Genomic DNA, 23,816 nt, shown 5'->3' with positions numbered 1-23,816 from the left:
CCAACTCTTGAGGTTCACTTCAGGTTCTGGATTTCTGTGAAACACACTTCATTCTTGTTTGCAGGAAAAGTCTGAATATCTTATAAATGAAATGACTCCCCTTGCATTGGGTCAGCATAGACTGAATAATATTCAGTATTCAATTAATGTCCATTTCTCATTACATCCTAAATAGTCTAAAGTAAATTTCCTATCTGATAAAAAATATTGAGAGCCGTTAATAACATACAAGGAATCTAATATGTCAGAAGCGACCAAAGTAACAGTGCAGGCATTAAGCTTTCCCTGCACTGTTTTTAGAACTCAAAGACGCATGGATGATTATGGTGCTGATGATATGCGGTGTGGGGATTTAAGTGAAACAGAGTTAAAGACAAAATTTAATATGCGTGATGTGTCTACTAAAGCTAACCCGTACACACTGACTAAAATAACGGCGTTCAAGCAGCTACAATATATGCATTATAGTGTGGACGAAAAAATAGAGAAGGTGACGCGGCAGGAATGTGCAAGGATCCTCTTCGATGAGTTCCGCAGCTTATCGCAGTCATTTTCTATTTACGGCCCATATAAGCACCTGATCGAAAAAATGATTACTCATATGCAGAACGGTAACGGTGCGCCATTTAGGAATATGTCTTTAGATTCAGCCTTGAAAGAGCAAATTGTTGGTGATAAATCAAACAAAAGTTCACTATTAAAAATAAAAGAAATAATTGAAAGAGGAATCGATTGGGATAAGAGTATTTTTCCTGAAAATCTCATGCCATCATTTGGTGATATGCAAAAAACAATTTTACCAAAATTCGATAGATCACAAGATCGTTTTAATGGGTTGGGTATAACGGTACATGATACATACGCAACACACATCACCATAAAAGCGCTACATATAGAGAAAGACAGCTATCGGGCTATCGTTCACTACAATGTACAGGATCACTTTGGATTGGATAACCAAGATATTATGAAGTATCGTAACCTCCGTTTCTTCCGCCTCTGGTTTACCCTCCAGCGATACAATCAGTTTGGATATAAACCATTTATGACTGATATGAAAGCGACGGTGGAAATCAAAGGGAGAAAATAGCATGATAAAAAAAGAAAATAATAAATGGATTTTTACCATAAGTGGATTTTTTATTTTTTGCATTATAACGTATTGCTTATGGATGAAATTCAGGCCTGTAGAGGTTATCGGCGTGTACGGTCATAGCGATATAATAATCAAAAATCCGCCGATTACAGATAAGGGTAAGATAACTTGGTGGCAAGACAATAAGGATATCATTCAGGCGAGGTATGACACTCCTAAGTATGATATTAATGGAACCTTCTCTGTAACTATTTGGGATTTTGGTAATGGTTATGAAAATTACAGAGAAGGTTCACACTTCGAAATACCCGTTCCAGAATTCTATTGCTTTGATGATGCAAAAACAAATTGTTTGGATAAAAAAAATGAGATAGTAACAATTTATAAAACATCAGGAGGGGTTATAAAATATGTTACAAATGATACTTCGTATAACCAAAGAGAAGACGGGGAGATAGTAAAGGAATATTGAGAATTAGCAGAGAGAGCGTTCATAATTCTGTGTCACGTTAAAAAATCATTACAACGTAATCACTTTATCGAGGCGGCCTTCAAAATAAATCGCCAACTGGGACAATGTCAAATTCCAGCTCTGGATCGGCATTGTCCATTTTTCCTGCGCATTCATTAATCCCAGATACAGTAATTTCAACAGACTGTTTTCATTCGGGAACGCGCCTTTCGTTTTTGTTAGTTTTCTGAACTGGCGATGCACCGATTCAATGGCGTTTGTCGTGTAAATGACCTTGCGGATCGTTGCCGGATATCGGAAGTAACACGACAGATTGGCCCATTTTCTCCGCCACGACTGAAGTACCACTGGATATTGTTGGCCCCATTTTTCTTCCAGTTCGTCCAGTGCGATTTCCGCTGCCTCTTTTGATACCGCACGATAAACTGGCTTTAAATCAGCCATAAACGCCTTGTGATGCTTCGATGCGACATATTTTATCGAGTTACGGATCTGGTGGATGACGCACAACTGAACTTCTGTATCGGGGTAAATGCTGTTTATCGCTTCCGGGAACCCTGTCAGACCATCCACACAGGCAATCAGAATATCGTTCACACCACGATTTTGTAGGTCGGTCAGTACCGACAGCCAGAAATTAGCGCCTTCACTTTCAGACAGATACAGGCCCAGTATCTCTTTTTTGCCTTCCAGATTCAGGGCGAGAACAGTGTAGACCGCTTTGCTCTGATAACGCCCGTCTTCGCGGATTTTATAGTGGATAGCATCCAACCAGACGAAGGGGTATACCGCTTCCAGCGGGCGTTGTTGCCACTGTTTCAGCTCAGGAATAACTGTCCACTCCCCGTTATCTGAGACAGTCCTGATTAGAGTTTTCTAGCTGTTTTCGGTATGTCTCCGGGGGAAGATGCCCCAGACTTTCATGTGTACGATTCAGGTTATAATCCTGTTGCCAACCCTTTACAACGTCGTCTGCGTTTTACGCCCAGCCCGCTCAGATGATAAAGACGGTACACGCGTTTGTGATTAACATGAAGCCCTTCACGGCGCAGTAACTGCCAGATACGACGGTAACCAAAACGCCTGCGATCCAGTGCCAGCTCAGTGATGCGCCCTGATAAATGCACATCAGCAGCCGGATGCTGAGCGTCATAGCGGCAGGTAGACAGGGACAAACCTGTGAGACGACGTTGCGACAGACCGGTTGCATCACACATCAACACCACGGCTTCGCGATTCTGGTCTGTCGTCAGTACTTTCGCCCAAGAGCCACCTGAAGCGCCTCCTTATTCAGCATGGCTTCGGCAAGCAGCTTCTTGAGTCTGGCGTTCTCTTCTTCAAGCGACTTCAGGCGCTTAACCTCCGGCAGCTCCATACCACCATACTTCTTACGCCAGGTGTAAAACGTGGCATCGGAAATGGCGTGCTTGCGGCAGAGTTCACGGTCGGATACCCCGGCTTCAGCCTCGCGGAGAATAGTGATGATCTGTTGGTCGGAAAAACGCTTCTTCATGGGGATGTCCTCATGTGGCTTATGAAGACATTACTAATATCGGGGTGTACTAATCAACGGGGAGCAGGTCACAGAAACTAATAATGATTTATTACTGCATCGCAGGGTACAAAGAATCGACAAGTCTACTTCCACAAAGTAAATTTGTGGGAATGACGATGGTCGTACTGTTACACTAAGATTCAGCCTGTAGTTATTCGGGTTAATGTGTTAGAAAACAGACCATTTAATATATGTAGGTTAAATTGTTGTTTTTTTATTGGTGATTAAATTATTCTTTATAAATCAATGATGAAGTATTAATGAGCTATCAGGTCCTTGCCCGTAAGTGGCGCCCCCAAACGTTTGCAGATGTCGTTGGTCAGGAACATGTACTGACGGCGCTGGCTAATGGCCTTTCGTTAGGGCGAATCCATCACGCCTATTTATTATCCGGTACCCGCGGTGTCGGTAAGACCACTATCGCTCGATTGTTGGCCAAAGGCCTCAATTGTGAAACTGGGATTACTGCCGCACCATGTGGTGTTTGTGCGAATTGTCGGGAAATTGAGCAAGGCCGTTTTGTCGATTTAATCGAGATAGACGCCGCTTCACGAACGAAGGTAGAAGATACCCGTGAGCTGCTGGATAACGTGCAATATGCTCCGGCTCGTGGCCGCTTCAAAGTGTACTTGATCGATGAAGTTCACATGCTGTCGCGCCATAGTTTTAACGCATTATTGAAAACCCTTGAAGAGCCACCAGCCCATGTGAAGTTTTTGCTGGCAACGACGGATCCACAGAAATTACCGGTTACGATCCTTTCCCGCTGTTTGCAATTTCACCTCAAAGCCATTGATGTTGAACAGATTCGTGCGCTGCTCGAGAAAATTTTGCAAGCTGAGCAAATCACCAGTGATGCCCGCGCCTTACAATTACTGGCTCGGGCTGCTGATGGCAGTATGCGGGATGCGCTAAGTCTGGCGGACCAGGCTATTGCGATGGGGCAGGGGCAAATCACCACCTCGACGGTCAGCCAGATGCTGGGTTCGTTGGATGATGAACAGCCGCTGGCGATTATCGAAGCGTTGGTCAGTGCCGATGGCGCTAAGGTTATGGCGCAAGTAGAGCAGGCGGCTTCACGCGGTGTTGACTGGGAAAATTTATTGGTCGAAACCTTAAGTCTGCTGCATCGCATTGCGATGGTGCAATTATTGCCATCAATGCTTGATAATCATTATGCCGCCATTGAACCACGCTTACGTGAGCTGGCTCGCACATTGCCCCCCGTTGATATTCAGCTCTATTATCAAACGCTGTTAATGGGGCGCAAAGAGCTGGCTTATGCTCCGGATCGCCGCATGGGGGTTGAAATGACCTTATTGCGCGCGCTGGCTTTTCATCCGAAGGCTATAATTGCTGAGTCGCAGATTGTGCCTGTGAATGCTCCGGTTGCGATAACCAATAATACCACTCCCGCTCCTTCGCGTGATCCAAAGGCACAACTACCGGTGTCAGCGATACCAGATGCACCTCCTCCACGGGGGGCGGCTGAGGTGAATAGCCAGCTACCCGATGCCACCGCGCAACTTCTTCAGGCGCGCACACAGTTACTGCGGCAATCAGGGGCGACCACACCAAAAAAGAATGAGCCGGCAGCGCCAGGAAAAGCGCGGCCGGCAAACTCAGCGCTGGAGCGTTTGGCTTCAGTGACTGAGCGCAGTCAGCAGCGTCTGGCTGCCAAAACAACAGAAGAAAAGAAACCAGCGAAAAAAGAAGCCTATCGTTGGACTGCACAGAACCAGCCGGAAGCTGCGCCAGAGCCGGTAACGACGCCTAAAGCGTTACGTTCTGCGCTGGAGCATGAAAAAACGCCAGAATTGTCCGCGAAGTTAGCTGAAGAGTCTATGGCACGAGACCCGTGGGCGGCAGAGATTGATAAGTTACAAATTCCTAAATTGGTGCAGCAGCTTGCTCTGAATGCATTTAAACAAGAAATAGAACCGGGTAATATTTGTCTTCACCTGCGTTCTGCTCAGCGTCATTTAAATTCGCCGTCAGCTCAAAAAGCGCTGAGTGATGCGTTGAGTGAATTACATGGTAGTACGGTTATACTGAGCGTCGTGGAAGACGATAATCTGGCGGAACGTACCCCGCTGGAATGGCGACAGGCTATTTATGAAGAAAAACTGGCGCAAGCGCGTCAGTCAATTATTGCGGATAATAACATTCAGACACTGCGTCGTTTCTTTGATGCAGAACTGGATGAAGAGAGTATCCGGCCAGTTTAATCGCTGCGATAAGTGCATGGTGCACTGACGCGGCCCCTTGCGATGAGAGATGACTATGTTTGGTAAAGGCGGTATTGGCAATTTAATGAAACAAGCCCAGCAGATGCAGGAAAAGATGCAGCAGATGCAGGAAGAAGTCGCCAAATTGGAAGTTACCGGTGAATCTGGCGCGGGCTTGGTAAAAGTAACCATCAATGGGGCGCACAACTGCCGCCGGGTTGAAATTGACCCAAGTCTGTTGGTTGAAGACGATAAAGAAATGCTGGAAGACTTGATTGCTGCCGCATTAAACGATGCTGCTCGTCGCATCGACGAAACGCAAAAAGAAAAAATGGCGTCTGTATCCAGTGGTATGCAGTTACCACCAGGCTTTAAGATGCCGTTCTGATGCAAACCAGCCCTCTCCTTGAATCATTAATGGAGGCGTTGCGCTGCTTGCCGGGCGTTGGCCCGAAATCAGCGCAACGTATGGCCTTCCAATTGCTACAGCGTGATCGTAGTGGCGGAATGCGTCTGGCGCAGGCATTGACTCAGGCAATGTCTGAAATCGGTCACTGTGCGGATTGCCGCACTTTTACCGAGCAAGACCGTTGTACTATCTGCTCTAATCCGCGTCGTCAGCAAAATGGCCAAATCTGTGTGGTCGAAAGCCCGGCAGATATCCATGCTGTAGAACAAACAGGCCAGTTCAGTGGGCGCTACTTTGTGCTGATGGGGCATTTATCACCGATGGACGGTATTGGCCCCGGTGATATCGGTTTGGACTTGCTGGAAGAGCGCCTCTCTACAGAGACGATCACTGAAGTTATTCTGGCAACTAACCCGACAGTGGAAGGGGACGCGACCGCTAACTATATTGGTCAGATGTGTGGTCAGTATGGCGCATTAGCCAGCCGTATCGCTCATGGCGTACCGGTAGGCGGTGAGCTGGAAATGGTCGATGGTACGACACTGTCGCACTCACTGGCCGGGCGTCATCCCATTAAGTATTGATACCATTCTCTACCGTGGGCGGTGGCCTTGTTATTGATTAGCTTACGAATAAATTTATTCGGGATAACAAGTCAATCGCCCTCGATTCTCTATTTTTTCTGTGTGTAGACTTGAAACCTTCATCCATTGGCCCCATTTGATCCTCATTGTTCGACTTTATCTACCTATCGATAATTTGGATTGAGGTAATTAATGAGTATGAAAGGTCAAGAAACCCGTGGATTCCAGTCTGAAGTAAAGCAACTTCTCCATTTGATGATTCACTCGCTTTATTCTAATAAAGAAATCTTCCTGCGCGAGCTGATCTCTAATGCCTCGGATGCTGCGGACAAACTGCGTTTCCGTGCGTTATCTAACCCGGAATTGTTCGAAGGTGATGGTGAGCTGAGAGTGCGTTTATATTTTGATAAAGAGAAACGCACGTTGACCCTGAGTGATAACGGCATCGGTATGAGCCGTGATGAAGTCATCGATAACTTAGGTACTATCGCCAAGTCAGGTACTAAAGCATTTCTTGAATCTATTGGTTCCGATCAAGCTAAAGACAGCCAGTTGATCGGCCAGTTTGGTGTGGGCTTCTACTCGGCGTTTATCGTGGCAGATAAAGTCACGGTGCGTACCCGCGCCGCGGGTGCTCCAGCCGATGCCGGTGTGTTCTGGGAGTCGCAAGGCGAGGGTGATTACACCATCGCGGATATTACCAAAGAAGAACGTGGCACAGAAATTACGCTTCACTTGCGTGAGGGTGAAGATGAGTATCTGGATGACTGGCGTCTGCGTTCAGTTATCAGCAAGTATTCAGACCATATTGCGCTGCCGGTTGAAATCCAAAGTAAAAACGAAGAAGATGGTACTGTTACTTGGGAAAAAATCAACAAAGCGCAGGCTCTGTGGACTCGCGGTAAAGCAGATATCACTGACGATGAATACAAAGCATTCTACAAACACATTGCTCATGACTTTACCGACCCGCTGAGTTGGAGCCACAACCGCGTTGAGGGTAAACAGGAATATACCAGCTTGCTGTATATCCCGGCGCAGGCACCGTGGGATATGTGGAATCGCGACCACAAGCATGGCTTGAAACTTTATGTGCAGCGCGTGTTCATTATGGACGACGCTGAACAGTTCATGCCGAATTATCTACGTTTTATTCGTGGCCTGATCGATTCCAACGACCTGCCGTTGAACGTATCGCGTGAGATCCTGCAAGACAGCCGTGTGACTCAGAACCTGCGCAGTGCGCTGACCAAGCGCGTACTGCAAATGCTGGAAAAACTGGCTAAAGATGATGCTGAGAAATATCAGCAGTTCTGGCAGCAGTTCGGTATGGCGCTGAAAGAAGGCCCGGCGGAGGATGGTAGTAATAAAGAAACCATCGCCAAATTACTGCGCTTCGCGTCGACCCATACTGACAGTTCAGCACAGACCGTCTCGCTGGAAGATTACGTTAGCCGTATGACCGAAGGGCAGGATAAGATTTATTATATCACTGCCGATAGCTATGCCGCCGCGAAGAGCAGCCCGCACCTGGAACTGTTCCGCAAAAAAGGCATTGAGGTCTTGCTGCTATCTGATCGTATAGATGAGTGGATGATGAGCTATCTAACTGAGTTTGATGGTAAATCCCTCCAGTCAGTCAGTAAAGCAGACGACTCGCTGAATAAGCTGGCTGATGAAGAGCGCCCAGAGCAGCAAGAAGCTGATAAGGCATTGGAACCGTTCGTTGAGCGTGTGAAAACTCTGCTGGGTGAGCGCGTGAAAGATGTTCGTCTGACACATCGCCTGACAGATACCCCGGCGATTGTGACCACTGATTCTGATGAAATGAGCACTCAGATGGCTAAACTGTTTGCTGCCGCAGGGCAGCAAGCGCCGGAAGTGAAGTATATCTTCGAACTGAACCCGGAGCACAGTTTGGTTAAGCGTGCAGCAGATGTCACTGATGACACTCAATTTGCTGAATGGGTCGAACTACTACTGGATCAGTCACTGTTAGCTGAACGGGGAACGTTAGATGATCCAAATCAGTTTATCCGTCGAATGAATCAGTTGTTAACGGCATAATGCCCCATACAATGCCCCTGATTAATGTCTTATCAGGGGCGTTCTTTTTGATAGATGCTTGAGTTGACGCCCTATTTCACTCTGTTTTCTCCGCAGTAATCTTGCCAACTGGCCTCACGCGCCTTGAGCCAACCCCCCTGAAAATGGTATGGTTGCTTGTTTTCCACAATTTCGATTTGTTTAAGTAAAAACACATAGAAAAACTACATAGCAAGGGGATTTACGCAATGCGTATCATTCTGCTGGGCGCTCCGGGCGCTGGTAAGGGTACTCAGGCTCAATTCATCATGGAGAAATACGGTATTCCGCAAATCTCTACTGGTGATATGTTGCGCGCCGCTGTAAAAGCTGGTTCTGAGTTAGGTCTGAAAGCGAAAGAGATTATGGATGCTGGCAAGCTGGTTACTGACGAGCTGGTTATCGCATTGGTAAAAGAGCGTATCACACAGGATGATTGCCGTGACGGTTTCCTGTTAGACGGGTTCCCACGTACCATTCCTCAAGCTGATGCCATGAAAGAAGCCGGTATCAAGGTTGATTATGTGCTGGAGTTTGATGTTCCGGACGAACTGATTATTGAGCGTATCGTTGGCCGTCGGGTACATGCTGCTTCTGGTCGGGTTTATCACGTTAAATTTAACCCGCCTAAAGTTGCAGATAAAGATGATGCTACCGGTGAAGAACTGACAATCCGTAAGGATGACCAAGAAGACACGGTGCGCAAGCGTCTGGTTGAATATCATCAACAAACTGCTCCTTTGGTTTCTTACTATCGTAAAGAAGCTGATGCTGGCAATACACAGTATTTTAAGCTGGATGGAACCCGTAAAGTGCCAGAAATTAGTGCAGAACTGGCGACTATTCTCGGTTAATCCTGGATGCTAAAATAGAAAGGCGGCCTAGGGTCGCCTTTCTATTTTACAGATATTGGCTAAGGTGTATTCGTTAGCTCGAATAATCGGCGTAGCATATACAATAAGGACATCTGGCATGATTCAAAGCAAACTCGGTGTACTGATGGTCAATCTGGGCACACCGGATGCTCCGACTGCACAGGCGGTCAAGCGTTATCTGGCTGAGTTTCTGAGTGATCGCCGGGTGGTTGATACCTCACCGTGGCTGTGGTGGCCCTTGTTACGCGGTGTAATTCTTCCTATTCGATCTCCTCGTGTAGCAAAGCTCTATCAATCTGTCTGGATGGAAGAGGGGTCACCACTGCTGGTTTATAGCCGCCGCCAGCAAAAAGCCTTGGCAGCACGTATGCCCGAAATCCCAGTAGAGTTGGGGATGAGTTATGGTTCGCCAAATCTGCCTGATGCCATTGATAAACTGTTGTCACAAGGTGTCACCAAGCTGGTGGTTTTGCCGCTTTACCCACAATATTCCTGTTCAACCAGTGCTGCGGTTTGGGATGCTGTTGCTCGCATATTGAAGGGCTATCGCCGTTTACCTTCAGTTACATTTATCCGTGATTATGCAGAACATCCAAGCTATATCTCAGCATTAAAACAAAGCGTCGAACGCTCTTTTGAACAGCATGGCAAACCCGATCGATTAGTCCTATCATTCCACGGGATACCAAAACGCTATGCAAAACTAGGTGATGACTACCCGCAACGTTGTGAAGATACTAGCCGCGCTTTACGTGCTGAAATAGCATTACCGGCTGAGAAAATCATGATGACATATCAATCTCGCTTTGGTCGTGAACCGTGGTTAACTCCCTATACCGATGAAACCTTAAAAAGTTTGCCTTCTCAAGGGGTTAAGCATATTCAGTTGATGTGTCCTGGTTTTTCTGCCGATTGCCTGGAAACGTTGGAAGAGATCAAAGAACAAAATCGCGAGATTTTCTTACATGCAGGGGGTGAAAAGTTCGAATACATCCCTGCTTTGAACGATGATGAAGGGCATATTGATCTTTTAGAACAGCTGATAAAACAATAAATTGACCCGCTATCCCTTTATTCATAAGCGGTTATGTATTGATTTGTTTCAAAATAATATGTAATAACATGTTTTTACTCAGTTGTTTGCTTGTAATACATGTTCAGATGTATGAAAATTATTCGTTTATTAAAGTTTAAATAGTAAAAAACTTCTCTAACTATTTGTTAATTCTGGTTTTAATATCATAGCAATGAGAACTTTAAGTCCAGTGCATTGGTAGCTGTTAAGCCAAGGGCGGTAGCGTATCTTGATTTCGTTTGACTTGATTCTAAGCACTCACGGAAAGTAGATCCTGCTTTATGAAAGAAAAAACTAATTAAAAATACTTAGTGCTCATTAATAATAGAGTTTAATCCAATCGTTGGAACATAAAATGTCAGTCTTGCGAAAAAATATATTTTCTCTATTCATATTGCAAGGTAGCAACTATATTATAACCCTTTTAACATTGCCCTATTTAACTCGAGTTTTGGGTGTTGAGGGATTTGGTGTTTATAGTCTAACTATTTCAATAGCACAATATTTTGTTATATTTATTGATTTTGGATTTAACTTATCAGCATCTAAACGAATAGCTGAACGCCAAAATGAACCTGAGTACATATCTAAAGTTTTCTTTGAAACATTATGTGCAAAATCTATATTATGTCTTGTGTCTATATTGAGTGTTATCATATTGGCATCGGTAAGTTCATATGCAATTATTAGAAGTGAGTTAATTTATACAATTCTCATGCTAATCGGCACTGTATTAATGCCAATTTGGTTTTTCCAGGGGATAGAAAAACTATCAGTTGTTACGAAATTAATGGTGGTGTCTAGGTTAGCATTACTGCCACTGTTCTTTCTATTTGTTCATAATGATGCTGATATTAAAGCTGCTATAATAATACAGTCATCGTTAAGTTTGTTGGCTGGGATAATTGCTGTAATATATATTTACAAGCAGAAGCTAATAAAAGTAATTGCTTTCTCAAATCTACAGATTACACATACATTAAAAGACTCACTCCCCCTTTTCTGTGCAATATTGTCTAATAGTCTTTATAGTATGAGTACTACAATAATTATTGGAATATTCAGTAATGTATACGAAGTAAGTATATTCACTGCTGCTGATAGGATGAAAGGTGCTATTCTTGGTGTGTTTTTAATACTAGGGAATGCTTTCTATCCAAGAATAAATGCTCTACTTGTCAATAATAAAGAACAAGCTTATTCATTGATTAGAAGGATTTTTTATTGGCAAGGAGTATTATGTATACTCATAATCTCATTTGTGATTATTTTTTCAAAACTAATTACCAAAATAATGTTTGGCGATGAATATTCCGAAGTGTCTGATCTACTGATACTATTTTCTCCTGTTTATTTCCTTGTTTTACAATCGGCTGCTTTAGCTAATTATATACTTCTGCCACATGGTCACAAAAAAGCATACACGCTGTTACCGATAGCATCAGCAATTATACATATTCCTCTCTGTGCTTACCTTGCAGCAAGGTATGGGGCTTGGGGCGGAATAGTCTCAATTATCACTGTTGAAACTTTATCACTAATATTACTAGTCATTATTCTTAAAAGGAAAAATTTATTATTTGAAGTATTATATAAAATAAATAAATAAATAAATTAATTTAGTTTAGCCATTATTGATAAGGATACTAGAAATAGAATGATAACAGTCACTGTATTTACACCAACGTTTAACAGGGCTAATGTATTAAAGCGTTGTTATCTTTCTATCCTCGAGCAAAATAGGAGTGATATTGAGTGGCTAATTATCGATGATGGTTCTACAGATAACACAGCCGATTTAATTAATGAATTTAAAAATGAAAATAGAATAAAAATAAATTACATTTACCAAAGTAATCACGGAAAGCAAGCTGCATGGAATAACGCTGTTAATAATGCTGAAGGGGCGTATTTTATCGGGGTAGATTCCGATGACGCACTTGTTGCAGGCTCTATAGACAAACTGATCTCAATTAGTAATGTGCTTGAAGACAAAGAGATTATCGGAATTAGGGCGATCTCGGTGAGTTCAGAAACCATGAAACCTAATAATTGTTATCTATCTAACGAAGATAAAAAAAACTCGTGGTTTGATGAATTTCGCTCGGGAGTCCGTGGTGAGAGAATTGATTTTTTTAAAACAGAATTACTAAAAAAACATCTTTATCCGATAACATTAAGTATAAATTTCATTCCTGAAATTTGGTTTTATAGTACAACGGCTAAAGATTATTGTTTTTACTATAGTTCAATACCTGTTCGTATTTTCTTTGATGATGTAGAAACTAATCGCCTAAGTAAGTCATCCATAAAAAAACATGCTATAGGCCACTATTTATCACGTAAAGCTCTACTTGATAATATACCTAAAATAATATGGTTATATAGGCCATTGGATTTCATAAAAACCATCATACGTATTAATCAAGTTGTCGCTATGATAGATGGTGAATATATGAATCAAGAAAAAAACTCTCTCTTTGTAAAGATTGTTACGCTACCGGGTGTGATAATTAATAAAATTAAATGGCAATAAGGTATTTTATGAAAAAAATTGCTTTCTTTGGTGGTGATATTAGCCACACCGGTGGAACTGAAAGAGTCAGTTTGGCTCTTGCCAACTATCTTGTTAAAGACGGGTATCAGGTTGTTATTATAAGTTTAAGTGGCAATACCCCCCCTAAATTTTATGCTGATGAGAGAATAAAATTAGTATCACTTTTTGATGAAAAAAGACGCTTTTCTTTTGCTTACTTTTCTGTTGTTTTTAGATTGCGCCGTATCTTAATAGATGAATCAATAGATATTCTGATTGATGTTGATACAATGTTAGCATTATTCAGTACCACTTCTTTATTAGGCACAAAAGTAAAACATATATCGTGGGAACATTTCAATTACAAGAATAATCTAACTATAAAATCACGAAAACTCGCTAGAAAAGTAGCTGCCAAATATGCTGATGCAGTCGTTACTCTAACAAAAAAAGATCGTGATTATTGGCTAGAAGAAAACAGATATCCTGAAAAAATAATATCTATACCTAATCCATTACCTTTTGAGCCATTACATAAGTTAGCAATAAAAAAAACGAAAACAGTTCTGGCTTTGGGTCGATTAAATCATATTAAAGGCTTTGATCTTTTAATAAATATCTGGGCAAGAGTTGAAGAGAATTGTCCTGATTGGAAACTTATAATTGCAGGTGATGGTGAGGATCGACATTTATTATTAAATAAAATAAATTCGTTAAAATTAAGTAATATAGAGCTACTCCCCTCAACACCTAATGTTAGTGATTTATATAATCAGTCGGATATCTATGTCATGACATCTCGATTCGAAGGATTTCCTATGGTACTACTCGAAGCAAAAGCCTGTGGGCTTCCGATTATAGCTTATGACTGCGATACTGGCCCTTCAGAATTAATCATTGATAATGAAGATGGATATCTTGTGCCATTTGATGACAGCGATATGTTTGTTGAACGACTTATTCTTCTGATTAATAATGAAAATTTACGAGAGGCAATGTCAATGAAGTCATTAGAGAACGCTGGCCAGTACAGAATAGAGTCTACAATTGGAAATAAATGGAAAAACTTGATCGAAAATATTAATAAATAGAAATACACATTAAGTTTAATTTCAATATAAACAAGAGGGTGAAAGTGAATTTATTATATATTATTACCGGTCTTGGTATGGGAGGAGCTGAAAAACAGACCGTATTGATCGCTAATAAAATGTTTGAAGCGGGTCACAATGTCATGATTATTTCTCTTACGGGGGATACTTTAGTAAAACCTGAAGCAGGGGTTCGATTAAATGAGTTAAAGTTAGATAAGAATATTTTTAACTTACTGAATGGAATATTTAAAGCTAGAGGAATAATACAGAGATTTAAACCTGATGTTATTCACAGCCATATGTTTCATGCCAATATATTTTCCCGAGTCCTTCGATTATTTACTAAGATCCCAGTCTTAATATGCACTGCACATAATACCAATGAGGGCAGTGCCTTGAGAATGTTAGCCTATAGATATACTGATCGTCTTGCTTCTCTATCAACTAATGTTAGCCAGGATGCAGTTGACTCTTTCATTCGTAAACGCGCATCGACTGTTGATAGAATGATTGTGGTAACTAATGGGATTGATACATCTCAATTTGTTTCTTCTATAAATGATAGACAAAATAAAAGAGCTGAATTTAATATATCAGAAGAGACACCAATGCTCCTCAGTATTGGAAGGTTAACTGAAGCAAAAGACTATCCAAACTTGCTGAATGCATACTCCTTACTCCTCAGAAATAATAGTTATAGAAGTATTCCACTACTATTCATCGTGGGAACAGGTCATCTTGATGACTACCTTAAAGAAATGACTAATGAACTCGATATTGATCAATATGTTACATTCCTTGGTCAGCGAGATGATATCCGTCAATTAATGTGTGCTGCTGATATTTTCGTACTGTCCTCTGAATGGGAAGGTTTTCCTTTGGTTATTACTGAAGCGATGGCGTGTAAGAAGTTGATTGTTGCTACGGATTCTGGTGGTGTAAAAGAGGCGTTGGGGGAGTGTGGATTTATTGTACCAGTAAAAGATCCTGATGGTTTATCGAATGCTATAAATAAAATGATACGTTTATCAGATAGCGATAAAATACTTTTAGGTGAAAGAGTAAGGGAACGAATAGTAAAAATTAACTCTATTGAGGAAATAGTTTCTCGTTGGGTGTCTATATATACTTCTTGTAATAAATGATAATTCATCTTCTAGCATTGGTTATTAAGTAACTTAAGAATTTATTGATTGTTGGTTTTTGATATTTTGCTTTTCTATAGTTGCGAGAAATATGAAGTAACACCGGAGTTAATATGTTAAATTTAATATCATTACTACTAATATTTCTGCTTGCATCGTATGTATTGACATATCTACTGCGAATCTATGCATTAAAAAATAATATTATCGATACCCCTAACTCGCGTAGCTCACATGTAATTCCAACTCCAAGAGGGGGCGGTATTGCTATAGTTATAAGTTTCCTAATCGGTATGGTTATTTTTTATTTACTGGGCTACTTTCCTATTTTACCGGTTATAGGGCTAATCTTATCAGGTGGGTTAATAGCGCTGGTTGGTTTTTGGGATGATCATGGGCATATTGCTGCACGTTGGCGTCTCATTGCACATTTTTCTTCGGCGGCATTTTTATTATTTTGTCTCGGGGGCTTTCCTCCACTAACTATTTTTGGATTTGTAATTGATCTCGGTGTTGTAGGTAACATTTTCGGTCTGCTATTTTTGGTGTGGATGCTTAATCTCTATAATTTCATGGATGGTATTGATGGCTTAGCAAGCAGCCAAGCTGTAGCCGCGTGTCTTGGTACAATTGCAATCTATATCATTAGTGGCGATAGAATTGAATTAGATAACTATCTGGCTCTTTGGTTGCTTGTATGCACTGTCTTGGGATTTTTATTGTGGAATTTTCCACCTGCGAAGATATTTATGGGCGATGCCGGAAGCGGTTTTTTGGGGTTAATTATCGGTTCTTTAGCGATAAGTGCAGGTTGGATTGAAACAAAATTCTTCTTTTGTTGGTTAATTTTACTCGGATTATTTATTGTTGATGCAACATGGACTCTGATACGCAGAATTTTAGGGGGTTTTAAAGTTTATGAGGCTCATCGTAGTCATGGTTATCAGATTGCATCCAGAAAATTTAAAAGACATTTACCTGTCACATTACTCGCTATTGCCATAAATATCGTCTGGCTATACCCAATTGCTTTGCTGGTTGGGTTGGATGTCGTTAATCCTATAATTGCATTAATTATTTCTTATGCTCCAATTATTTATATCGATTATAAACTTGAAGCTGGTATAAAAAATAATTAAGTCAGTGTTATTATCTTTGTGAATCGATGGGTTTAATTAACCATTTATAGGGGTTACGTATTCTGTCTTGGGGTTGGGTATTATATGTTTCTAGTTTTTTTATTATCATTACCAAGAACTGTTAAACGAACTATTATGCTGTTATTGGATTCCTTTCTAATTACTTTGGCATATTGGGGGGCTTTTTGGGTGCGGCTTGACGTAGATAGTCCATTTGCTAGCGTTGCGCAATGGGTTGCATTGGCTGTCATCATACCTCCAACGCTTTTAGTCTTTATACGCTTGGGGCTATACCGTACTGTACTGCGTTATGTGAGTGCCAGAATAGTTAATACAGTGATGGTCGGTGTGATACTTTCTACTGGCTTACTTGTTTTTGGTTCTTATTTTTTAGGGATCTACTTACCAAGAACAGTATCGGTCATGTTCTTTATTTTCTCACTCGTCTTAATTTGTGGCTCTCGGTTGTTCTTTAGGATGTTACTAAACTATGGTGTCAGAGGGCAGGTTCCTGTTGTTATCTACGGAGCGGGGGCTTCCGGGCGGCAATTATTACCTGCATTAATGCAAGCTAGCGAGTATTTTCCAATCGCCTTTATTGATGATAATCCAAAATTACATAAAGCAGTTATTCACGGAGTTACTGTTTATCCTTCTGAGAAACTTGAGTATCTAATTGAACGCTACGGTATTAAAAAAATATTACTTGCAATGCCCAGTGTTAGCCAAAGTCAGCGCAGAGCGGTGGTTGGTAAGCTAGAAAATCTTTCTTGCGAGGTATTATCTATTCCTGGCATGTCTGATTTGGTTGAAGGCAGGGCACAAATCAGCAGCTTAAAGAAAGTCTCAATTGAGGAGCTTTTGGGTCGTGACCCTGTTGTACCTGATGAAAAGTTATTAGCCAAGAATATAGCAGATAAAGTCGTAATGGTAACCGGTGCCGGTGGTTCAATTGGATCTGAACTATGTCGCCAAATAGTTATTGAAAAACCAAAGTTACTGGTACTTTTTGATGTTTCAGAATTCTCTCTTTACTCTATTGAGAATGAAATCGCTGCAATATGCAGGAACCATAAAATTAATTTGGAGTTTGTCGCATTACTGGGATCGGTAAAAAATGAAAACCAGCTAGTGGAAGTGATGACGAACTTTCAAGTAAATACTGTCTACCATGCGGCAGCTTATAAGCACGTTCCCCTAGTTGAAAATAATGTTATTGAAGGTGTGAGAAATAATATATTTGGCACTCTGCATTGTGCAAAAGCCGCAATTAAGTCGGGAGTTGACAAATTTGTTTTGATATCGACTGATAAAGCTGTGCGGCCAACGAATACGATGGGAGCGACTAAAAGATTAGCTGAGCTTATATTGCAGGCATTATCTAAAGAGCAAAGTCATACAAAATTCAGTATGGTACGTTTTGGGAATGTTCTGGGCTCCTCTGGTTCTGTTGTTCCGCTTTTTAAGAAGCAAATTGCTGAAGGGGGGCCGATTACGCTGACTCATAAAGATATTATTCGCTACTTTATGACTATCCCAGAAGCCGCACAACTTGTTATCCAAGCCGGAGCAATGGGGCAGGGAGGGGATGTCTTTGTATTAGACATGGGCGATCCTGTCAAAATTATCGACTTGGCCAAACGCATGATCAACCTTTCGGGACTTTCTGTTAAGAGTGATGAAAACCCTGACGGAGATATCGCAATAGAAATTTCAGGCTTGCGACCGGGGGAAAAACTATATGAAGAACTATTGATTGGTGAATCAGTGCAGAATACCTATCATCCCCGTATTATGGCAGCTAATGAGATTATGCTTGAGTGGGATAAACTAAATAGTTTACTTAACAAGATTGAAAGCGCTTGTAGCAATTTTGATTGCGAACGTATTCGTTCTTTATTATTAGAAGCCCCAGCTGGTTTTCAACCCACGGATGGTATCTGCGATCTTATTTGGCAAAAAAGTCACATTGAAAATTAAGGATATACTAATGTCAATTGAATTTTTTGATATTCATTTATAAGTGGATTGCATTTTATTATTTATGGGGCTGATATGAAGAATATTGCATTTGTAATTACAAAATCTATAATTGGTGGTGCACAAGGTTGGGTTTTAGAACAAGTTAAGTTACTTAAAGATGATAGTAAAGTAATATTGATAACATCCGAGCCAGGCTGGTTAACAGAGACTATCGTTTGCGATGAGATTATTATTATTCCTGAGATTAGAAGAATGGCCAGTATTAAGGCTATACATTCTTTATATAAGGTTCTCAGAGAGAATAAGATCGATGTTGTAGTATCGAGTTCGGCTAATGCAGGGCTTTACAGTCGGTTAGTTCGCTTGTTCTTGCGCTTCCGTGGCGTGTATGTCTCGCATGGTTGGTCATGTATATATAATGGTAATATACTAAAATTCATGTTTTGCTATATTGAAAGGTTGCTTTCAAATATTACGGATGTGATTTGGTGTGTTTCACAGAGTGATGCAGATAAAGCAGTTAATATTATTGGCATCAAGCCTGAGAAAATAGTAACCCAACTTAATGCGATTACACCTTTAGCTGAACGTCCTACTCGACCGTGTCAAAATAAAATTATCTATGTATGCCGACTGGCTTATCCTAAACGGCCTGATTTAATGCTAAAAGTCGCTGCTGCTAATCCTCACTTTAACCTCGATATGATTGGGGATGGTGAGTATTATCAAGATCTTGTGAAGGAGTATAGCTGTTATAAGAATATTCACTTCTATGGTGAGATTAAAGGGTTTAACAAGTTTAATGACTATGATGTCTTTGTATTAACGTCAGAAAGTGAAGGTCTGCCTATGGCTGCAATTGAAGCCATCAGCGCCAGTTTGCCTGTTGTTATAAGTAATGTGGGCGGTTGCGGTGAGGTTGTCGACCAGAATGGTATTTTGATAAACAATTCTACAGAAGATTTAGAATGCGCCCTTAATACTATATTTTCAAATTATGATTCATTTTATAAGTTTGCACAAAAACAAAAGAATAAATTTGATATCAATAATATTAAAGATAAGTGTAGGAAGATAATACTTGGTTCATGATATGGCTGATATCATTCATTAGATTCTATAGGTAGGTTATGACTATTTTAGTTACTGGTGGTGCAGGTTATATTGGCTCACACACAGTATTAGCATTGTTGGAGCAAGGACAAAATGTTGTTGTTATAGATAATTTGTCCAATGCTTCTGCTGAGTCATTGTTGCGTGTTTCCAAAATAGCTGGACGCTCAGCTGCCTTTATCAAAGGTGATGTATTAGACAGAGATTGCCTGCGGAAGACATTCTTAGAGTACCGTATAGATTCTGTTATTCATTTTGCTGGTTTAAAGTCGGTGGGTGAATCAGTTATTAAACCCATCGAATATTATCAAAATAATGTTACAGGTTCGATAATCTTGCTGGAAGAGATGGTCGCAGCTGGCGTCAAAAAATTTATTTTCAGCTCATCTGCTACAGTATATGGTGATCCTGAGTTTGTCCCACTGACTGAAGATGCACGTATTGGTGGCACAACAAATCCATATGGTTCGTCGAAAGTCATGGTAGAGCAGATACTAAAAGATTTCTCTCTGGCTCATCCAGATTTTGCGATAAGGGCATTACGCTATTTTAACCCTGTAGGTGCTCATCCTTCGGGTTTGATCGGTGAAGACCCAAATGGGAAGCCAAACAATCTATTGCCTTTTATTACCCAGGTAGCTGTCGGTAAACTTCCTAAATTAGCGGTATATGGTAATGATTATCCGACCAAAGATGGGTCAGGTGTTCGGGACTATATTCATGTAATGGATCTTGCTGACGGGCATGTTTGTGCGCTTCAAAAGCTGACTTCTGGATATAAAGTTTATAATCTAGGATCAGGTGTTGGATATTCAGTTCTTCAGATGGTGAGTGAATTTGAACGTATTTCAGGCAGAAAAATCTCGTACGAAATAGTGGCGCGCCGTAATGGAGATATTGCTGAGTGCTGGGCAAGTGCTGAATTGGCCCTCAACGAATTAGATTGGAAAGCAAAAAGAACCCTAACGGAAATGATTAAGGATGCATGGAAATGGCAACAATCAAATCCTAACGGCTATGATCGCTGAATACTTGCTAACATGTGCTAAAATTCCTTATCTTTCATCTTCACATTTGTAACTCAAAACAATGAAATTTCCTGGTAAACGCAAGTCCAAGCACTATTTTCCCGTCAATGCTCGAGATCCATTATTACAACCGGCGCAGACTGAAAATGAAGTGAGCACATCTTATATCGTCGGTATTGATCAGACGTTGGTCGATATTGAAGCGAAAGTTGATGAAGGTTTTATTGCGCGTTATGGTCTTAGCCAGGGGCATTCGCTGGTGATTGAGGACGATGTGGCTGAGCGTCTTTATCAGGAGTTGGTTTCTAATAGTTTGATTACGCATGAGTTTGCCGGTGGCACTATTGGTAATACGTTGCATAATTACTCTGTGTTGGCTGATGACCGCTCAGTTTTGTTGGGCACTATGTGCAGCAATATCAAAATAGGCAGTTATGCCTACCGCTATTTGTGTAATACCTCGAGTCGTACTGATTTGAATTATTTACAGGCGGTCGATGGTGCTATTGGGCGTTGTTTTACGTTAATCACTGACAATGGCGAAAGGACATTTGCGATTAGCCCTGGTCAAATGAATCAGTTACGGCCAGAGAGCATTCCTGAAGATGTTATCGCTGGGGCTTCTGCATTAGTGCTCACCGCTTATCTGGTGCGTTGTAAGGCGGGTGAACCCATGCCCGATGCCACCATGCAGGCCATCAGTTATGCAAAGAAATATAATGTTCCGGTTGTGATGACGTTAGGGACAAAATATGTTATTGCAGATAATCCGCAGTGGTGGCGCGATTTCCTCAAGGAACATGTTTCTATATTAGCGATGAATGAAGATGAAGCTTATGAGCTTACCGGGCTGAATGATCCGCTGATGGCCTCTGATATGGCATTGGAATGGGTTGATTTAGTTCTTTGCACTGCTGGCCCAAATGGGCTTTATATGGCAGGCTATACCGAAGAGGCTAATAAGCGTCAAACTCAGCATCCATTATTACCTGGTGCTATTGCTGAATTTAACATGTATGAATTTAGTCGGGTGATGCGTAAAAAACACTGTGAGAGTCCATGGCGTATCTATTCTCATATTGCGCCATATATGGGTGGCCCCGAAAAAATAATGAACACCAATGGCGCTGGGGATGGTGCATTATCCGCTGTGTTGCATGATATTGCGGCTAATGGTTATCACCGTAATAATGTTCCTAACTCCAGTAAACATGTGCGCAGTTATCTGAGTTATTCCTCTTTAGCGCAGGTGTGTAAATATGCTAATCGGGTCAGTTATCAGGTATTGAATCAACATTCACCGCGCTTAACGCGTGGCTTACCAGAACGAGAAGACAGTTTAGAAGAGTCATACTGGGAACGGTGATTAGGGAATAGCAAATATAAAACAGGGTCAGCATATGCTGGCCCTGTTTGTATTTATTGCCGATAAGATGATTGCTATAGTGGATTAGATAGGGCAGGCCGACATTTTATCTTCTTCGGTCAGAGTTTCTATTTTCAGCATGTTAAGCATACTGTTGGCAATCTCTCGTTCACCCATAACCACCTGATTAGCTCCCCGGTCAGATATATAAACCACCTCGTCGTCATAATGAGCACGGGCGATTATCTCCAAATCAGGCCGTTTTATTCTGGCTGAGGCGACAATTTCACCGGCTTCGTAGCCATTTGGAATTGTCAGTAATAGCCAGCGGGCGCAATCTAAACGTGCCAGAGACATAATATCTGCACTGGCAGCATTGCCCAGTACCGCATTAATTCCTTGCTCACGCAGCGCTTCGACTCTTGGGCGAGAATTCTCAATGACCACTAATGGAATGCCTTCTGCATGGAGTTTTGCCCCCAATAGGCTGCCAACGCGACCATAACCCACCAGTAATGCGTGATTACATAGATCAACCGGTATCTGTTTTTCTTCTTCGACAGCTTCTTCCAGAATCAGGTCTTCCATTGTCTCATTCTTGGCTAAATATTTATCCAGCAGGGTGAAGAGCAACGGATTAAGCATAATTGAGAGGATTGCTCCTGCCAGCACTAAATTACGACCATGCTCGGACATCAAACCAAGAGAAATTCCAAGTCCTGCCAGAATAAAGGCGAATTCACCAATTTGCGCCAGGCTGACAGAAATAGTCAGTGCGGTGCGTTTTGAGTGGCCGAACAGGCGTACTAATATAAATGCTGCGGCAGATTTACCGAAGATGATAATAGCCAGTGACGCCAGAACGGCTAATGGCTCGTGGAGCAGAATCATAGGGTCGAACAGCATTCCAACGGAGACGAAGAACAGCACGGCAAAGGCATCACGTAGGGGGAGGGTATCTTGTGCCGCGCGGTGGCTAAGTTCAGATTCATTCAATACCATGCCGGCGAAGAATGCCCCAAGGGCAAAGGAGACATCAAATAGCCCTACAGCGCCGTAAGCAATGCCTAAGGCCAACACCAGTACCGCGAGGGTAAATAGCTCTCGTGAGCCTGTGCTGGCAGTTTTAGCCAGTATCCAGGGCACCAGACGCCGCCCAACCACAATCATCAGCGTGATAAAGGCAATAACTTTGCCAATTGTAATTGCCAATTCAGTAAATAATTGGCTCAGGCTGGTCGTTTCGTTCCCCATCACACCTGCAAATGCCGGCAGGAGTACTAAGGTGAGTACCATTGCCAAATCTTCAACAATCAGCCAACCAATAGCGATTTGTCCTCGTTGGCTATCAATCAGTTGCCGTTCTTCTAATGCTCGCAGTAATACCACAGTGCTGGCTGTTGATAGACAAAGACCGAAGACAAACCCTGTCATCAAATCCCAGCCTAATAAATGAGATAATCCCATGCCGAGCAAGGTGGCGACGGCAATTTGTGCAACAGCACCGGGTATGGCGATAGCTTTTACTGCGAGGAGGTCTTTAAGGGAGAAGTGAAGTCCGACACCAAACATCAACAAAATAATACCAATTTCAGCCAATTCAGGTGCTAATGAGGTATCAGCAACAAAACCTGGCGTAAATGGCCCGGCCAGCACCCCTGCGGCAAGGTATCCCACCAGTGGCGAGATGCGCAGGCGGTGTGCCAGAGTGCCCAGGAGGAAGGCGAGAACAAGGCCTCCGACGATCGTGGTAATTAAGGGTGTTGAGTGGTGCATCCAGACTCCTTCTAGTCATGCCTGTCATTTTTAACGTTACAGGTGTGTTAGCTGCGTTTAAATCTACTTTTGGCAGATTTGTCATCCGAATCAAGCTTATCGGGATGGATTCACTTATCGCCTTTTGCATTTTGAATGCGATTGGGAACATGCCAGTAGGTAAGCATTTCACAGCAATAACATCAGTTTATTGCATTTATGCGATCAATGCCCGATAAAAATTCATTTTTTACTGATAAAAGTCAGCTTTGGCATGA

General features: G+C 41.8%; 18 protein-coding genes, 2 pseudogenes and 1 other annotated feature. Of the genes and pseudogenes, 17 read left to right on the top strand and 3 right to left on the bottom strand.

What is annotated here, in order from left to right:
• Positions 1–241: 241 nt before the first annotated feature.
• On the top strand, positions 242–1,090 hold the full coding sequence (locus AT01_RS06970; protein WP_042546615.1) for a YPO3983 family protein: 849 nt from the start codon (positions 242–244) through the stop codon (positions 1,088–1,090).
• Position 1,091: 1 nt separating this feature from the next.
• Complete coding sequence (locus tag AT01_RS06965) at positions 1,092–1,568, top strand: DUF943 family protein (protein ID WP_052489952.1); 477 nt, start codon at positions 1,092–1,094, stop codon at positions 1,566–1,568.
• A gap of 48 nt (positions 1,569–1,616) precedes the next feature.
• Here the strand turns inward: AT01_RS06965 and AT01_RS06960 are convergent.
• Positions 1,617–2,402, bottom strand: a pseudogene (locus AT01_RS06960) (IS256 family transposase); the annotation flags it as partial.
• A 113-nt stretch (positions 2,403–2,515) separates the two neighbouring features.
• A pseudogene (locus AT01_RS21660) lies at positions 2,516–3,081 on the bottom strand (transposase); the annotation flags it as partial.
• Between the two features lie 302 nt (positions 3,082–3,383).
• On the opposite strand from AT01_RS21660, the gene dnaX reads away from it, so the two are divergent.
• The 15 genes from dnaX (at position 3,384) to AT01_RS06875 (ending at position 21,783) form a co-directional block, all read left to right on the top strand.
• Positions 3,384–5,351, top strand: a complete 1,968-nt coding sequence (dnaX, locus tag AT01_RS06945) for a DNA polymerase III subunit gamma/tau (protein ID WP_042546613.1) — start codon at positions 3,384–3,386, stop codon at positions 5,349–5,351.
• Positions 4,682–4,745: a sequence feature (DnaX frameshifting element), on the top strand. Its footprint overlaps the gene before it by 64 nt.
• A gap of 55 nt (positions 5,352–5,406) precedes the next feature.
• Entirely contained in the window at positions 5,407–5,739 is a 333-nt protein-coding gene (locus tag AT01_RS06940; RefSeq protein WP_004718772.1) for a YbaB/EbfC family nucleoid-associated protein, read from the top strand.
• Positions 5,739–6,344 carry a recombination mediator RecR gene (gene recR, locus AT01_RS06935; protein ID WP_004703292.1) on the top strand — a complete coding sequence of 202 codons (606 nt, stop codon included), beginning with the start codon at positions 5,739–5,741 and terminating at the stop codon, positions 6,342–6,344. Before AT01_RS06940 ends, recR begins: the two co-directional genes overlap by 1 nt.
• Before the next feature lie 198 nt (positions 6,345–6,542).
• Positions 6,543–8,411, top strand: a complete 1,869-nt coding sequence (htpG, locus tag AT01_RS06930; protein WP_200889100.1) for a molecular chaperone HtpG — start codon at positions 6,543–6,545, stop codon at positions 8,409–8,411.
• Between the two features lie 227 nt (positions 8,412–8,638).
• Positions 8,639–9,283: an adenylate kinase gene (gene adk / locus AT01_RS06925; RefSeq protein WP_042546611.1), complete on the top strand. Its 645-nt coding sequence runs from the start codon at positions 8,639–8,641 to the stop codon at positions 9,281–9,283.
• Between the two features lie 118 nt (positions 9,284–9,401).
• Positions 9,402–10,358, top strand: coding sequence for a ferrochelatase (gene hemH / locus AT01_RS06920; protein ID WP_042546610.1), 957 nt, complete (start codon positions 9,402–9,404; stop codon positions 10,356–10,358).
• Between the two features lie 376 nt (positions 10,359–10,734).
• Entirely contained in the window at positions 10,735–11,988 is a 1,254-nt protein-coding gene (locus AT01_RS06915; protein ID WP_042546609.1) for an oligosaccharide flippase family protein, read from the top strand.
• Between the two features lie 48 nt (positions 11,989–12,036).
• On the top strand, positions 12,037–12,915 hold the full coding sequence (locus AT01_RS06910) for a glycosyltransferase family 2 protein (protein WP_042546608.1): 879 nt from the start codon (positions 12,037–12,039) through the stop codon (positions 12,913–12,915).
• An 8-nt stretch (positions 12,916–12,923) separates the two neighbouring features.
• Positions 12,924–14,006, top strand: a complete 1,083-nt coding sequence (locus AT01_RS06905) for a glycosyltransferase family 4 protein (protein ID WP_042546607.1) — start codon at positions 12,924–12,926, stop codon at positions 14,004–14,006.
• Positions 14,007–14,050: 44 nt separating this feature from the next.
• Entirely contained in the window at positions 14,051–15,154 is a 1,104-nt protein-coding gene (locus tag AT01_RS06900) for a glycosyltransferase (protein ID WP_042546606.1), read from the top strand.
• A gap of 113 nt (positions 15,155–15,267) precedes the next feature.
• Entirely contained in the window at positions 15,268–16,293 is a 1,026-nt protein-coding gene (locus AT01_RS06895) for an MraY family glycosyltransferase (protein WP_042546605.1), read from the top strand.
• A gap of 84 nt (positions 16,294–16,377) precedes the next feature.
• Positions 16,378–18,273, top strand: coding sequence for a polysaccharide biosynthesis protein (locus AT01_RS06890; protein ID WP_071841499.1), 1,896 nt, complete (start codon positions 16,378–16,380; stop codon positions 18,271–18,273).
• A gap of 75 nt (positions 18,274–18,348) precedes the next feature.
• Positions 18,349–19,368 (top strand): glycosyltransferase, encoded by a 1,020-nt coding sequence (locus AT01_RS06885; protein ID WP_042546604.1) that lies wholly within the window; start codon positions 18,349–18,351, stop codon positions 19,366–19,368.
• A 38-nt stretch (positions 19,369–19,406) separates the two neighbouring features.
• On the top strand, positions 19,407–20,417 hold the full coding sequence (gene galE / locus AT01_RS06880) for a UDP-glucose 4-epimerase GalE (protein ID WP_042546603.1): 1,011 nt from the start codon (positions 19,407–19,409) through the stop codon (positions 20,415–20,417).
• Positions 20,418–20,478: 61 nt separating this feature from the next.
• Positions 20,479–21,783: an inosine/guanosine kinase gene (locus AT01_RS06875; protein WP_004704923.1), complete on the top strand. Its 1,305-nt coding sequence runs from the start codon at positions 20,479–20,481 to the stop codon at positions 21,781–21,783.
• An 84-nt stretch (positions 21,784–21,867) separates the two neighbouring features.
• On the opposite strand, the gene ybaL is transcribed toward AT01_RS06875, so the two are convergent.
• Positions 21,868–23,559 carry a YbaL family putative K(+) efflux transporter gene (ybaL, locus tag AT01_RS06870; protein ID WP_042546602.1) on the bottom strand — a complete coding sequence of 564 codons (1,692 nt, stop codon included), beginning with the start codon at positions 23,557–23,559 and terminating at the stop codon, positions 21,868–21,870.
• Between the last annotated feature and the right edge of the window lie 257 nt (positions 23,560–23,816).

It is taken from the genome of Yersinia aldovae 670-83 (assembly GCF_000834395.1).
GTDB lineage: Bacteria > Pseudomonadota > Gammaproteobacteria > Enterobacterales > Enterobacteriaceae > Yersinia > Yersinia aldovae.
This window is presented reverse-complemented; position numbering and strand designations above follow the sequence as displayed.